Source organism: Klebsiella sp. GB_Kp047 (assembly GCF_040065235.1).
GTDB lineage: Bacteria > Pseudomonadota > Gammaproteobacteria > Enterobacterales > Enterobacteriaceae > Klebsiella > Klebsiella quasipneumoniae.
The window spans coordinates 18,379-31,284 of the sequence record NZ_JBEAJG010000009.1 but is presented as its reverse complement, the minus strand read 5'-3'; the positions used below and the strand labels follow the sequence as shown (position 1 = coordinate 31,284).

The following is a 12,906-nucleotide window of genomic DNA, read 5'->3' as shown; positions in this document are numbered from 1 at the left end:
GTTCACCGCCACAAAAGTGGCGGTGAAGGTTTTTTGGCAACATCTGGATACAACTTATGTAAGCTGATGTAAATTTTTACCGGAAGGCTGATTGAAACGTGATAGCCGTCAAACAATCATCCCGTTAATTATTTTACTCTGTGTAATAAATAAAGGGCGCTTAGATGTCCTGTCCACGGCGCGGTTCTCCCCCCGGGCCAATGCGTGAAAACGTAAAAAAGTACCAAATACTCAGGAGCACTCTCAATTATGTTTAAGAATGCATTTGCTAACCTGCAGAAGGTCGGTAAATCGCTGATGCTGCCGGTATCCGTACTGCCTATCGCAGGTATCCTGCTGGGCGTCGGTTCCGCAAACTTCAGCTGGCTGCCAGCCGTGGTCTCCCACGTTATGGCAGAAGCAGGCGGTTCAGTTTTCGCCAACATGCCGCTGATCTTCGCTATCGGTGTGGCCCTCGGCTTCACCAATAACGACGGTGTATCCGCACTGGCTGCAGTGGTAGCTTACGGCATCATGGTGAAAACCATGGCGGTGGTTGCGCCGCTGGTGCTGCATTTACCTGCTGACGAGATTGCGGCAAAACACCTGGCTGATACCGGCGTGCTTGGCGGTATTATCTCCGGTGCTATCGCCGCGTACATGTTTAACCGCTTCTATCGCATTAAGCTGCCAGAATATCTCGGCTTCTTTGCGGGCAAGCGCTTTGTACCGATTATCTCTGGTCTGGCCGCTATCTTCACCGGCGTGATCCTCTCCTTCATTTGGCCGCCGATCGGTTCCGCGATCCAGACCTTCTCCCAGTGGGCTGCTTATCAGAACCCGGTGGTGGCGTTTGGTATCTACGGTTTCATCGAGCGTTGCCTGGTGCCGTTTGGTCTGCACCACATCTGGAACGTTCCTTTCCAGATGCAGATCGGCGAATACACCAACGCGGCTGGTCAGGTATTCCACGGCGATATCCCGCGCTACATGGCAGGCGACCCGACCGCGGGCAAACTGTCTGGCGGCTTCCTGTTCAAAATGTACGGTCTGCCGGCAGCGGCTATCGCGATTTGGCACTCTGCTAAACCGGAAAACCGCGCCAAAGTGGGCGGTATCATGATCTCCGCCGCGCTGACCTCGTTCCTGACCGGTATCACCGAGCCGATCGAGTTCTCGTTCATGTTCGTGGCGCCGATCCTGTACGTTATCCATGCCATCCTGGCGGGTCTGGCGTTCCCGATCTGTATCCTGCTGGGTATGCGTGACGGTACTTCGTTCTCTCACGGCCTGATCGACTTTATCGTGCTGTCCGGTAACAGCAGCAAGCTGTGGCTGTTCCCGATCGTCGGTATCTGCTATGCGATCGTGTACTACGTCATTTTCCGCGTGCTGATTAAAGCCCTGGATCTGAAAACACCGGGTCGTGAAGATACCACCGAAGAGAGCAAAGCTGGCGCAACCAGCGAGATGGCTCCGGCTCTGATCGCCGCTTTCGGCGGTAAAGAGAACATCACCAACCTCGACGCATGTATTACTCGTCTGCGTGTTAGCGTGGCGGATGTAGCGAAAGTTGACCAGGCTGGCCTGAAAAAACTGGGCGCCGCTGGCGTGGTAGTGGCAGGTTCTGGCGTACAGGCCATCTTCGGTACCAAGTCCGATAACCTGAAAACTGAAATGGATGAGTACATCCGTAACAGTTAAGACGTAGTATCGGGGAGACTAAGGCAGCCAACTGGCTGCCTTTTTTACGTGACAAGATAGGCCTTCCAGAGGCGATAACCCTGCTAACTGTCCGCCAAATGCTTATTCCCTCAGCAGCTAAGTCTATAGTTGAATAAGAAAAAGAGCTTTCAGGTTGAAAGAGAGGGAGGATGTCGCTCATACTCTTACCGGAACCTGTGCGTCTGCGTTTATCTGCAGAAGCAGGCCAGCGTACGGGATAAAACTAATAAGGAATCAGTCATGGCAGAAGAAACGATTTTCAGCAAAATCATTCGCCGGGAGATCCCGTCGGATATTGTTTATCAGGATGAGCTTGTGACCGCTTTTCGCGACATCTCCCCGCAGGCGCCCACCCACATTCTGATTGTCCCGAACGTTCTGATTCCTACCGTAAATGACGTCACCACCGAACATGAACTGGCCCTGGGCCGGATGATGACCGTCGCGGCGAAGATTGCCCGCGATGAAGGCCTCGCCGACGATGGCTACCGGTTGATCGTCAACTGCAACCGCCACGGCGGCCAGGAAGTTTACCATATCCATATGCATCTGCTGGGCGGTCGTCCGCTGGGTCCGATGCTGGCGCACAAAGGCTAACGCCATGCTAAGGACCCTTTTGGGCGCGTGTCTGGCGGCGGGGCTGCTGGCCGGATGTAGTTCACACCCGGAGATCCCGGTTTCTGACCAGCAGGCGCTGGTGATGGAGTCGAGCGTGCTGGCCGCCGGGATCAGCGCCAGCGAGCCTGTCGTCGTGGCGACGGAGATACAGGCTACCGCCTCCTCTACGCTGTATAACGAGCGCCAACAGCCGGTCACCGTGCATTATCGTTTTTTCTGGTATGACGCCCGAGGGCTGGAGATGCACCCGCTGGAGGCGCCGCGCACCATCGTGGTCCCGGCTCGCTCCTCGGTGACGTTGTATGGCAGCGCCAATATCCTGGGGGCGCATAAGGCCCGCCTTTATCTTTATCTGTAAGGGGTAATTATAATGATGAAAATGTGTCGCTATGCGTTAATCACAGCACTGGCGATATTCCTCGCAGGCTGTGCGGGGCTGCGTGAGCAGCCCGCGCCGGTAGAAGAGGCCAAACCGCAGCCGCAGCAGCCTGTGCAGCCACAGCCCACGGTGCCGACGGTACCGGCGGTGCCTTCCGTCCCTTCGCAGCTAGGACCGATTGAGCATCAGGATCAGCAGTCGGGTCAGCCGGCGCCGCGCGTGCGTCATTATAACTGGAACGGCGCGGTGCAGCCGATGGTGGGACAGATGCTGCAGGCGGGCGGGGTCAATGCCGGCAGTATTCTGCTGGTTGACAGCGTGAACAACCGCACCAACGGTTCGCTGAATGCCGGAGAAGCCACCACCGCGTTACGTAACGCGCTGGCGGGCAACGGCAAATTTACCCTTGTTTCACCGCAGCAGCTGGCGGTCGCCAAGCAGCAGCTGGGCCTGTCGCCGCAGGACAGCCTCGGCAGCCGCAGCAAAGCCATGGGCATCGCCCGCAACGTGGGCGCGCAGTATGTGCTTTATTCCAATGCCACTGGCAATGTCAACGCGCCCGAGCTGAAGATGCAGTTGATGCTGGTGCAAACCGGCGAGATTATCTGGTCAGGTAAAGGTGCGGTTCAGCAACAATAAGCTAACGCGCGACGAGCTCTTGTCGCGCTTCTTTCCCCACTATCATCCTGTCGCCTCGCTGAGCCAGACCGGCCTCAGCGGCGGCAGTGTGATTATCAGCGATGGCGACCAGCGACGAGTGCTGCGTCAGCCGCACGACCCGTCTGCCGCTGCCTGTTATTTTCGTCGTCAGTATCGTGCGCTGCGCCGGCTGCCTGCCAGGCTGGCGCCCACTCCTCTGTTTTACTCGCCCTGCTGGATGGTGGTGGAGTATTGCGCGGGTGAGGTGAAAAGCGAGTTACCTGACTGCCCGCAGCTGTCTGGCTTATTGTATGATTTGCATCAGCAACCGCGGTTCGGCTGGCGTGTTAGTCTCGGGCCGCTGCTGGCGCAGTACTGGCAGAGGAGCGATCCGGCCCGGCGCACGCCGCGCTGGCTACGTTGGCATCAGCGGCTGTGCCGCCGGGGCGAGCCTCGTCCTCTGCGGCTGGCGCCGCTGCATATGGACGTCCATGCCGGCAATATTATCCACAGCGACGCCGGTCTGAAGCTGATCGACTGGGAATATGCCGGCGATGGCGATATCGCGCTGGAGCTGGCCGCCGTGTGGATCGCCCCGGACGAGCGCCGCCAGCTGGTGGCGGCATATGCCCGACGGGCGGCTATCGACGCGCAGCAGCTATGGCGGCAGGTGGCGCGCTGGCGTCCGTGGGTACTGCTGCTCATGGCGGGCTGGTATGAAATGCGCTGGCGGCAGAGCGGGGATCGGCAATTTATCATGCTGGCAGATGAAACATGGTGTCAGTTAGACAACGAACGCAAAGGATAAGAGAGGTCAGTGTGGGCCCAGTGATGTTGGATGTTGAAGGGTATGAACTGGATGCGGAAGAGCGAGAGATTCTGGCGCATCCATTGGTGGGAGGGTTGATCCTCTTCACCCGAAATTATCACGATCCGGCGCAGCTGCGGGAGCTGGTGCGCCAGATCCGCGAAGCCTCCCGTAACCATCTGGTGGTGGCGGTCGATCAGGAAGGGGGACGCGTTCAGCGTTTCCGCGAAGGCTTTACCCGTTTACCGGCGGCCCAGTCTTTCGCTGCGCTGCTGGGGATGGAAGAGGGGGGCAAACTGGCCGCCGAGGCTGGCTGGCTGATGGCCAGCGAAATGATCGCCATGGACATCGATATCAGCTTTGCGCCGGTGCTGGACGTCGGTCACATCAGCGCCGCAATCGGCGAACGTTCTTATCATGAAGATCCGCAGAAAGCGTTGACGATGGCGCGTCACGTCATTGACGGCATGCACGCCGCGGGCATGAAAACCACCGGCAAACACTTCCCGGGACACGGGGCGGTGACTGCCGATTCGCACAAAGAAACCCCGTTCGATCCGCGTCCGGCATCGGTTATCCGCGACCACGATATGGCGGTATTCAAAAGCCTTATCGCCGAGCAGCGTCTGGATGCCATTATGCCGGCGCATGTGATTTACCCGGAGCTCGACCCGCGTCCGGCGAGCGGTTCGGCCTATTGGCTGAAAACGGTGCTGCGCGGCGAGCTGGGCTTCGATGGGGTGATTTTCTCCGACGATCTGTCGATGGAAGGGGCGGCGATCATGGGCAGCTATGCCGAACGCGGCCAGGCATCGCTCGACGCCGGTTGCGATATGATACTCGTCTGCAATAATCGTAAGGGCGCGGTCAGTGTGCTGGATAACCTGTCGCCGATCAAAGCAGAGCGTGTTACGAAATTGTATCATAAAGGTTCCTTTTCCCGTCAGGAGTTAAGGGATTCAGCCCGTTGGAAAACGGTGAGTGCCCAGCTGGAGCAGCTTCATGCGCGCTGGCAAGAGGCGAAGTCCGCGTAACGCTCTGCGGGGCGTTGTTGTCTGGTGAGGATGCGATGATTATCTATTTACACGGTTTTGACTCGAACAGCCCCGGTAACCACGAGAAGGTGATGCAGTTGCAGTTTATTGACCCTGACGTGCGGTTGATAAGCTACAGCACGCGCCATCCCAAGCACGACATGCAGCATCTGCTGAAAGAGGTTGATAAAATGCTGCAGCTTACCGCCGATGACCGGCCGCTGATCTGCGGCGTTGGACTCGGCGGTTACTGGGCGGAGCGGATTGGTTTCCTGTGCGATATCCGTCAGGCGGTGTTCAATCCGAACCTGTTTCCGCATGAGAATATGGAAGGCAAAATCGACCGACCGGAAGAGTATGCTGACATCGCCACCAAATGCGTGACCAACTTCCGCGAAAAGAACCGCGATCGCTGCCTGGTGGTGCTTTCCCGACAGGACGAAGCGTTGGACAGCCAGCGTTCCGCCGACCTTCTGCACCACTATTATGAAATTATCTGGGATGAAGAGCAGACCCATAAGTTTAAAAACATTTCGCCGCACCTGCAGCGGCTGAAAGCGTTTAAAACCCTCGGTTAAGCCTTTTCCCCTGTCTCCAAACCCGCGCCGGGTTCACCGCGCGGGTTTTTTCATGTCTACACTTATTGGTTTCGTTGAAAAAATACGCGACAAAACTTGATGCACATCAATTTTGGTATGACCAATGCACCGTTCATGGTATTCTCGACAGTGCTGAATGCTTTCATTGACGTAACTTGTTGTTAAATAAAGGCTATTTTAATAACTTTTATTTAACACTTGGTTAATAATTTTAGGGGTACACATGACTACGCCATTGAAAAAAATCGTAATTGTGGGTGGCGGCGCAGGCGGACTGGAACTGGCAACTCAGCTGGGGAAAAAGTTAGGGCGCCATAAGAAAGCGAAAATCACCCTGGTGGACCGTAACCACAGCCATCTGTGGAAGCCGCTGCTGCACGAAGTGGCCACCGGTTCTCTGGATGAAGGTGTCGATGCGCTGAGCTATCTGGCCCATGCCCGCAACCACGGCTTCCAGTTCCAGCTGGGGTCGGTGGTCGATATCAATCGCGAAGGGAAGACCATCACCCTCGGCGAGCTGCGCAATGAAAAAGGCGAGCTGCTGGTGGCTGAGCGTAAACTGCCGTACGACACGCTGGTGATGGCGCTGGGCAGTACCTCGAATGACTTCAATACCCCTGGCGTTAAAGAGAATTGCATTTTCCTCGACAACCCGCACCAGGCGCGTCGTTTCCATCAGGAAATGCTCAACCTGTTCCTTAAATACTCCGCGAACCTCGGCGCTAACGGTAAAGTAAACATTGCCATCGTCGGCGGCGGCGCCACCGGCGTGGAACTCTCCGCTGAGTTGCATAATGCCGTGAAACAGCTGCACAGCTACGGCTACAAAGGGCTGACCAACGAAGCGCTGAACGTCACGCTGGTCGAAGCGGGCGAACGCATTCTGCCGGCGCTGCCGCCGCGCATTTCCGGGGCGGCGCATAATGAGCTGACCAAGCTGGGTGTACGGGTGCTGACGCAGACCATGGTCACCAGCGCCGATGCGGGCGGCCTGCACACCAAAGATGGCGAATATATTGAAGCGGATCTGATGGTCTGGGCGGCCGGGATCAAAGCGCCAGATTTCATGAAAGAGATCGGCGGCCTGGAAACCAACCGTATCAATCAGCTGGTGGTTGAGCCGACGTTGCAGACCACCCGCGACGCGGATATTTTCGCCATTGGCGATTGCGCCTCCTGCGCCCGTCCGGAAGGCGGCTTTGTACCACCGCGTGCCCAGGCGGCGCACCAGATGGCCACCTGCGCGCTGAATAACATCCTCGCGCAGATGAAAGGTAAACCGCTGAAGGCGTATACCTATAAAGACCATGGCTCACTGGTGTCGCTATCCAACTACTCCACCGTCGGCAGCCTGATGGGCAACCTGATGCGCGGCTCGATGATGGTGGAAGGGCGCATTGCGCGCTTTGTGTACATCTCCCTGTACCGTATGCACCAGATCGCCCTGCACGGCTATTTCAAAACCGGCCTGATGATGCTGGTTGGGCGCATCAACCGCATCATTCGCCCGCGCCTCAAGCTGCATTAATCGCTGTTGCGACCCGGAGCGCGCCCTGGCGGCGCCTCCGGGCTCTTCTGCTGAACCGGCGGCAATCCCGCTCGGAATCCTCTGAATCCCTTTGATTTGCAGCGAATTCTCGCACTTTTCATCCGCTATCTGATTTGCGCCTTCCCGGGTCCGGTTGCAAAATTGTATCAACAGCAACAAAGGAGGATCTCCCGTGAATAAATCTATGTTGGCGGGTATAGGGATAGGCGTGGCTGCCGCGCTGGGCGTTGCAGCTGTCGCTGGTCTCAACGTGTTAGATCGCGGCCCGCAGTATGCGCAAGTGGTCTCCAGTACACCGATTAAAGAAACCGTGAAAACCCCGCGCCAGGAATGCCGCAATGTCACCGTGACCCATCGTCGTCCGGTACAGGATGAAAACCGCATCGCCGGTTCCGTGCTGGGCGCGGTGGCGGGCGGGGTGATTGGCCACCAGTTCGGCGGCGGTCACGGACGCAGCGTGGCGACGGTGGTGGGCGCGCTGGGCGGCGGCTATGCCGGTAACCAGATCCAGGGCGCGATGCAGGACAACGACACCTACACCACCACGCAGCAGCGCTGCAAAACGGTGTATGACAAATCCGACAAAATGCTGGGTTACGATGTGACCTATAAGATAGGCGATCAGCAGGGGAAAATCCGGATGGATCACGATCCTGGCAGCCAGATCCCGCTGGACAACAACGGCCAGCTGGTCCTGAACAACAAAATCTAAAAACAGATTTGTGTATTGATTAGCCCCTCAATCGCTCAGGCTGAGGGGCTTTTTTTATCAGAAGGTTAACGCGTAATTCAGACCGAAGGTGCGGCCGCGGCCCTTGTATTCATACAGCGACGAGCTGCCGTAGGTTGGGCTGTAGAGCAGCGGCGCGCGCTGGCCCCAGATGGTGATATAGTCTTCGTTAAGCAGGTTTTCGATACTGAAGGTCAGTTTCCCCACCGGCAGCGCGTAGCTGCCGATAAAATCGACGGTGTTATAGCCTTCCAGCTTGTTGCCGGCGGCGTCGCTGAGGTCAAACACCTGCTGGCTCTGCACGCGCAGGCTCCACGGATCCGGCGCCCAGCCCACCCAGGCGGTGGCTTTGGACGGCGAGGCGAGGGTGACGTCCCACTTCTGCCAGCGGCCATCGGTCTGCACCTGTGATTTCAGCACGTTGAAGTTGCCGCCGACGCTCCAGTCGCTGTCCGGAATAAAGTAATCGACCGCACCCTCAACGCCGTAAATACGCCGTTTGTCGGACTGAACATCGATGGTCATATCGGTACGGTTGACGACGATGGTCTTATCCGAAGTCGAGTAATACGCCGCCAGCTGGGTGCGCAGGTTATCGCCAGTATAGCGCCAGCCCAGCTCATACGAGTTAACTTTGATCCCCTGCAGCGGCGAGTCATCGACGTTGACGCTGGAGAGCAGCGGCAGATGACCATTGACCGCCGCGCCGTATTTCCCGATGCCATAGTATTTACCCGGATCCGGCAGCTCAACGCCCTGCGAGAAGTTAAACCAGGTCTGCTGACGCTCGGTCAGATGGGCCACGATCCCGGCGTTAAACAGGAAGTTGTCATAATCGGTTTTTCCGCCTTTGATGGCGTCGGCGGAGCGCGCTTTGCCGTTGGCGATATCCTGTTGCTGGGCGTAGCCGACAAAGTCGTCAACCCGGTTTTCGGTCCACTGGTAGCGAACCCCGCCGCTGAGGGTAAAGATATCGTTCAGATCATAGCTCGACTGCAGGAACGGCGCGACGTTGGAGATACTGTATCCCGGATAGCGGCCGGTGGTGTAGATCGATTCGTTGTGCAGCCCGCCGGACGCCAGCGATTGTTGCAGATCGAAGAACATCTGGTTGGCATTGAAGGTCTCATGATCGGCGTCGAGACCCCAGGTGAGATCCCATCCCGCCAGCGGCTGGCTGTTGAGGGTCAGCTTTGCCCCGTACTGATCGGTATCCTGCTGCGACGAGGAGAAGCTGCTGACCTGACCTTTGCTGAGCGTCGGGAATGGATAGAAGGTGAGGGACTCATCGCGATAGTACACCTGGCTCACCAGATTCTGGCCGAAGAAATCGGCATCGGAGTACTGGAGGCTGATCAGATGGCGCTCGGTGCCGGGGATACGATCGGAATTGAGCCCATCGGTGGTGTACGCTTTGCCGCCGCTGGTGACCGCGGACATATTTTTCCCGAGCCACAGGCCATAGTCATCATCGCCCTGGCTTTTATAGTACTGGGTGACCAGCTGCAGCTGGCGGTTGTCGTCGATCTCGATCGTCCCCGTCCCCATGACGTCCAGACGATCAGAGTGCTGGAGCCCCGTTTGGGTGTTATCGAGGATCAGCGCATCGTTATTGCCGTCGTACCAACCGCCGAAACGCTGATAGGCTACCGATAAACGCCCGGACGCGTGGTCTGTCCCGCCGCTGACCGCCGCCGCGACACGCTCATCATGATCGTTGCTGTTTGCAAACCCGCTCTTGCTGCCCACCTCAAGATCGACCTGGCGATCCTGCTGCCCTTTTTTGGTGACGATGTTGATAAGTCCGCCGGTACTGCCGCCGCCGTACAGCGAGGTTGCCCCGGAGATCACTTCGACATGCTCGATGTTGAACGGGTCGATGGCGTCGAGCTGGCGGCTGTCGGTGCGGGAAGAGTTGAGCCGGACGCCGTCAATCAGCACGACGATGGCGCGCCCGCGCATGTTCATCCCATAGTTGGTGCGCCCCTGGCTGCTGACGTCGATGCCCGGGATCAGCTGCGCCAGCACGTCTTTGAACTCTTTTCCGCCCTGGACCTGCTGCTCAATCTCCTGGCCCTCAATGACCCAGGTGGTTTGGGCCATTTCGGCAACGGTGCGATGGGTGCGGTTCGCGCTAACGATAATGCTGTCTTCTTCAGACTGAGCCGCCAGCGCAGGCAGCGCGCTGGCCAGCAGCAGAGGGTGGAGCACCCAGAGGCGCTTTTTCATATCCATTCCTTTTATGAGCAAGTTGTTTTGTCGTTGTTATGGGCCGGCGTCGGGCCGGTATTCGTTACAATGCGAAACATCTGGAAAAACTCAAAAAAGGATTTTGCACATAATGAATATCGCAATCAATATCATTTGCGTTTATCTTGCGCGAGAAAAGGTAATAAAAATCAATCTATTTTGTGGGGATAAAGCGAAACGGCGGGCGGTTCCGGCGGTTGAACACCGCCGGAAGCGGGGCGCATCAGGACTCGAGGACCAGCGGCCAGAGACGGAGGGTGGTGTCAGTGATTTGCATCAGTTTGTCAAAATCGGCGCCTTCCCGTGCGCTGATGGACATCCCCTGCAGGACACAGTTGAGAAACTGCGCCAGCTGCCCCACGTCGCGGCCCGCGGGCAGTTCGCCCTGCGCTTGCCGTTGCTGCAGAAACTGGGTTAGCGCCTGCTCCTGCATCGCATGGCGGGATTTGATGGTATTGGCGATATCCGTCGAGGAGGCGGCCAGCGCGGCGGAGGTATTAATGATAAAGCAGCCGGCCGGTGTCTCTTTGCTGGTAAAACAGGTGGCGACCGCGGTGAAGTAGTCGCGCAACGCCCGATCGACGGATTTTCCCTCAGCAAACAGCACGGCTTCGTGCTTCGCGGCAAAGCGCGAAATGTAACGGTCCAATACTGCGCGGAACAGTCCTTCTTTATTCACAAATTCCGCATACAGGGTGGGGGCTTTTGCTCCTGTCGCCTCGACCAGATCGGCGAGCGAGGTCGCCTCATAGCCGTGCTGCCAGAAGAGTGTCATGGCTTTGTCCAGCGCCGCATCCCTGTCGAACACCTTCGGTCGGCCACGGCTTTTTTTGGCGCAACTCTGAACGTCAGTTGTCATGATGCCGTTGTACCTATGTTGGTTTGGTGAATCGTCATTATAAAAATAAACGATCGCCGGGGCCAGCGCTGTTGGTTCAAAAATAAATAATTCATATGCGTATGAAAATTAAGCATTTTATAAATAGTTAAACGATCGTTATAAAAATGCGTTGACGTGTGACTTAGATCACATTAATATTTACCTATCGATCGTTAAGTTAATGCTTACGACCCTACTATAAAATTCATCTGCATAGGTATAATAATCATGAAAACCGTTAATACTCTGGCTATTGCCGCCGTTCTTAGCTCCCTCTCTTTCGCCAGCTTTGCCGCTGTTGAGGTGCAGTCCACCCCAGCCGGCCAGCATAAAGTGGGTACTATCTCAGCTTCCGCAGGGACTAACCTGGGTTCGCTGGAAGACCAGCTGGCGCAGAAAGCGGATGAGATGGGCGCCACCTCATACCGTATTACTTCGGTAACCGGTCCGAATACCCTTCACGGTACCGCGGTTATCTACAAGTAAACCCGATGCGTCGCTGCCCGGCCCCCTTCACCGGTCAGCGATGAGTAAAACCCTGTTGTACCCCTGTTTGACCCTTGCCAACAAAAAACCCGCCTTCAGGCGGGTTTTTTGTTTTCTGCGGTGTGAGGTTACAGCGACTGCGGGCCGGGGTCCGCATGACGGGTGACGTCAATGGGCATGCCCGAGCGGTAATTCATCGCGCGCTCCATCACTGTTCCGTCGGTCTGCGGCGCCTGTTTGAACGCCTTCATGGCCGCGTTAAGCGTAATAGGCAGGGTCTGCGGGTCGTCATCGATATGCTCAGACAGCGGCTGATGGACCTCAACCAGACGGCGACCGTCCGGCTCTACCGACGCCTTGATCGGCGTGTTGATAATATTCACCTTCGTGCCCGGCGAGATGGCGTTGTACAGCGCCTTGATATCGTTGTCGCGCAGACGAATACAGCCGGAGCTGACGCGCATACCTATGCCGAAGTCGGCATTGGTGCCGTGCAGGAGATAGACTCCGCCATAGGCGGCGAGGCGGATGGCGTGATGTCCCATCGGGTTGTCAGGACCGGCAGGCACCACCGCCGGCAGCTCAATCCCCATCGCTTTGTAGCGCGCGCGAATGTTGGCGGTTGGCGTCCAGGTCGGATTGGCCCGCTTGTCGGACACGGTGGTAACCATTGTCGGTGTGATGGTGGTTCCGCCCAGCTGGCCGATGCCGATCGGGTAGACGGTCACTTCATTCTTGCCCGGCGGGTAATAGTAGAGGCGCAGTTCGGCAAGGTTAATCACCAGCCCTTCGCGCGGCGCATCGGGCAGCAGCGTCTGCAGGGGGATGGTCAGCACGCTGCCGGCGCGCGGAACGTAGGGGTCCACCCCGGGATTGGCCTGCAGCAGGGCCAGGAAGCCGACATTGTACTTTTTGGCAATCGCCTCCAGCGAACCGCCGTTATCCTGCACCACATGGAACTGATTCTGCCCCACCAGTCGGCTGCCCGGCGGGGGAAGGGGCCAGGTGTTAGCGCGCGCGGGCAGCGCCAGCGCAGCAACCAGCGCGACCAGCGCCAGCATCAAGGGGAAACGGATTCTCATTACCATAACTCCAAAATATATAAGTGGTTATTTTTATATGAAAAAGGAGATGAGATTATGGCGTGAGTCTGTGTGGGGAAATCCAGGCGGATTGCAAAATGTTTGTAAAGATTGCCAGATATGTGGAAAGGGGGATACGGCGTAACGG

The 12,906-nt window shown here is 57.2% G+C and carries 15 protein-coding genes; 11 read left to right on the top strand and 4 right to left on the bottom strand.

Going from position 1 to position 12,906, the window contains the following annotated elements; all coding sequences use genetic code 11:
- Positions 1-249: 249 nt before the first annotated feature.
- The 9 genes from ptsG (at position 250) to ABLV76_RS06490 (ending at position 8,042) form a co-directional block, all read left to right on the top strand.
- A complete protein-coding gene (gene ptsG / locus ABLV76_RS06530) occupies positions 250-1,683 on the top strand; it encodes a PTS glucose transporter subunit IIBC (RefSeq protein WP_004204570.1) in 1,434 nt (477 codons plus the stop codon).
- 261 nt (positions 1,684-1,944) lie between these two features.
- Positions 1,945-2,301 (top strand): purine nucleoside phosphoramidase, encoded by a 357-nt coding sequence (gene hinT, locus ABLV76_RS06525; protein ID WP_004204571.1) that lies wholly within the window; start codon positions 1,945-1,947, stop codon positions 2,299-2,301.
- Between the two features lie 4 nt (positions 2,302-2,305).
- The gene (locus tag ABLV76_RS06520) at positions 2,306-2,680 is read left to right on the top strand and encodes a YcfL family protein (protein ID WP_004204572.1); all 375 of its coding nucleotides are present in this window, start codon (positions 2,306-2,308) and stop codon (positions 2,678-2,680) included.
- Positions 2,681-2,701: 21 nt separating this feature from the next.
- Positions 2,702-3,340: a penicillin-binding protein activator LpoB gene (gene lpoB / locus ABLV76_RS06515; RefSeq protein ID WP_348878241.1), complete on the top strand. Its 639-nt coding sequence runs from the start codon at positions 2,702-2,704 to the stop codon at positions 3,338-3,340.
- Entirely contained in the window at positions 3,321-4,148 is an 828-nt protein-coding gene (gene thiK, locus ABLV76_RS06510) for a thiamine kinase (protein WP_348878238.1), read from the top strand. The genes lpoB and thiK overlap by 20 nt, the downstream gene beginning before the upstream one ends.
- 23 nt (positions 4,149-4,171) lie before the next feature.
- Positions 4,172-5,182: a beta-N-acetylhexosaminidase gene (gene nagZ, locus ABLV76_RS06505; RefSeq protein ID WP_072140424.1), complete on the top strand. Its 1,011-nt coding sequence runs from the start codon at positions 4,172-4,174 to the stop codon at positions 5,180-5,182.
- Positions 5,183-5,217: 35 nt separating this feature from the next.
- Positions 5,218-5,760, top strand: coding sequence for an alpha/beta hydrolase YcfP (ycfP, locus tag ABLV76_RS06500; RefSeq protein ID WP_002900775.1), 543 nt, complete (start codon positions 5,218-5,220; stop codon positions 5,758-5,760).
- 244 nt (positions 5,761-6,004) lie between these two features.
- Complete coding sequence (locus ABLV76_RS06495) at positions 6,005-7,309, top strand: NAD(P)/FAD-dependent oxidoreductase (RefSeq protein WP_008805997.1); 1,305 nt, start codon at positions 6,005-6,007, stop codon at positions 7,307-7,309.
- A gap of 193 nt (positions 7,310-7,502) precedes the next feature.
- Positions 7,503-8,042: a glycine zipper 2TM domain-containing protein gene (locus tag ABLV76_RS06490; RefSeq protein ID WP_002900781.1), complete on the top strand. Its 540-nt coding sequence runs from the start codon at positions 7,503-7,505 to the stop codon at positions 8,040-8,042.
- A gap of 57 nt (positions 8,043-8,099) precedes the next feature.
- On the opposite strand, the gene ABLV76_RS06485 is transcribed toward ABLV76_RS06490, so the two are convergent.
- Positions 8,100-10,289: a TonB-dependent siderophore receptor gene (locus ABLV76_RS06485; RefSeq protein WP_043519501.1), complete on the bottom strand. Its 2,190-nt coding sequence runs from the start codon at positions 10,287-10,289 to the stop codon at positions 8,100-8,102.
- Between the two features lie 69 nt (positions 10,290-10,358).
- Between ABLV76_RS06485 and ABLV76_RS06480 the strand changes: the two genes are divergently transcribed.
- Entirely contained in the window at positions 10,359-10,481 is a 123-nt protein-coding gene (locus ABLV76_RS06480; RefSeq protein ID WP_004140642.1) for a hypothetical protein, read from the top strand.
- Positions 10,482-10,533: 52 nt separating this feature from the next.
- On the opposite strand, the gene ABLV76_RS06475 is transcribed toward ABLV76_RS06480, so the two are convergent.
- Both ABLV76_RS06475 and ABLV76_RS06470 read right to left on the bottom strand, forming a co-directional pair.
- Positions 10,534-11,169: a TetR/AcrR family transcriptional regulator gene (locus tag ABLV76_RS06475; protein ID WP_004204579.1), complete on the bottom strand. Its 636-nt coding sequence runs from the start codon at positions 11,167-11,169 to the stop codon at positions 10,534-10,536.
- Positions 11,166-11,285, bottom strand: coding sequence for a hypothetical protein (locus ABLV76_RS06470; RefSeq protein ID WP_048294479.1), 120 nt, complete (start codon positions 11,283-11,285; stop codon positions 11,166-11,168). The genes ABLV76_RS06475 and ABLV76_RS06470 overlap by 4 nt, the downstream gene beginning before the upstream one ends.
- A 133-nt stretch (positions 11,286-11,418) precedes the next feature.
- On the opposite strand from ABLV76_RS06470, the gene bhsA reads away from it, so the two are divergent.
- Positions 11,419-11,676: a multiple stress resistance protein BhsA gene (gene bhsA / locus ABLV76_RS06465; RefSeq protein ID WP_002900788.1), complete on the top strand. Its 258-nt coding sequence runs from the start codon at positions 11,419-11,421 to the stop codon at positions 11,674-11,676.
- Positions 11,677-11,804: 128 nt separating this feature from the next.
- On the opposite strand, the gene ABLV76_RS06460 is transcribed toward bhsA, so the two are convergent.
- Positions 11,805-12,758: a L,D-transpeptidase family protein gene (locus ABLV76_RS06460; protein ID WP_017898955.1), complete on the bottom strand. Its 954-nt coding sequence runs from the start codon at positions 12,756-12,758 to the stop codon at positions 11,805-11,807.
- Positions 12,759-12,906: the final 148 nt, after the last annotated feature.

Bases quoted from the DNA above. Each gene is read 5' to 3' on its own strand.
- ABLV76_RS06475 (WP_004204579.1), bottom strand. From the start codon at position 11,169: ATGACAACTGACGTTCAGAGTTGCGCCAAAAAAAGCCGTGGCCGACCG.
- ycfP (WP_002900775.1), top strand. From the start codon at position 5,218: ATGATTATCTATTTACACGGTTTTGACTCGAACAGCCCCGGTAACCAC.
- bhsA (WP_002900788.1), top strand. From the start codon at position 11,419: ATGAAAACCGTTAATACTCTGGCTATTGCCGCCGTTCTTAGCTCCCTC.
- ABLV76_RS06520 (WP_004204572.1), top strand. From the start codon at position 2,306: ATGCTAAGGACCCTTTTGGGCGCGTGTCTGGCGGCGGGGCTGCTGGCC.
- ABLV76_RS06480 (WP_004140642.1), top strand. From the start codon at position 10,359: ATGCGAAACATCTGGAAAAACTCAAAAAAGGATTTTGCACATAATGAA.
- lpoB (WP_348878241.1), top strand. From the start codon at position 2,702: ATGTGTCGCTATGCGTTAATCACAGCACTGGCGATATTCCTCGCAGGC.
- ABLV76_RS06485 (WP_043519501.1), bottom strand. From the start codon at position 10,289: ATGAAAAAGCGCCTCTGGGTGCTCCACCCTCTGCTGCTGGCCAGCGCG.
- ABLV76_RS06460 (WP_017898955.1), bottom strand. From the start codon at position 12,758: ATGAGAATCCGTTTCCCCTTGATGCTGGCGCTGGTCGCGCTGGTTGCT.
- ptsG (WP_004204570.1), top strand. From the start codon at position 250: ATGTTTAAGAATGCATTTGCTAACCTGCAGAAGGTCGGTAAATCGCTG.
- hinT (WP_004204571.1), top strand. From the start codon at position 1,945: ATGGCAGAAGAAACGATTTTCAGCAAAATCATTCGCCGGGAGATCCCG.
- nagZ (WP_072140424.1), top strand. From the start codon at position 4,172: ATGTTGGATGTTGAAGGGTATGAACTGGATGCGGAAGAGCGAGAGATT.
- ABLV76_RS06495 (WP_008805997.1), top strand. From the start codon at position 6,005: ATGACTACGCCATTGAAAAAAATCGTAATTGTGGGTGGCGGCGCAGGC.
- ABLV76_RS06470 (WP_048294479.1), bottom strand. From the start codon at position 11,285: ATGCTTAATTTTCATACGCATATGAATTATTTATTTTTGAACCAACAG.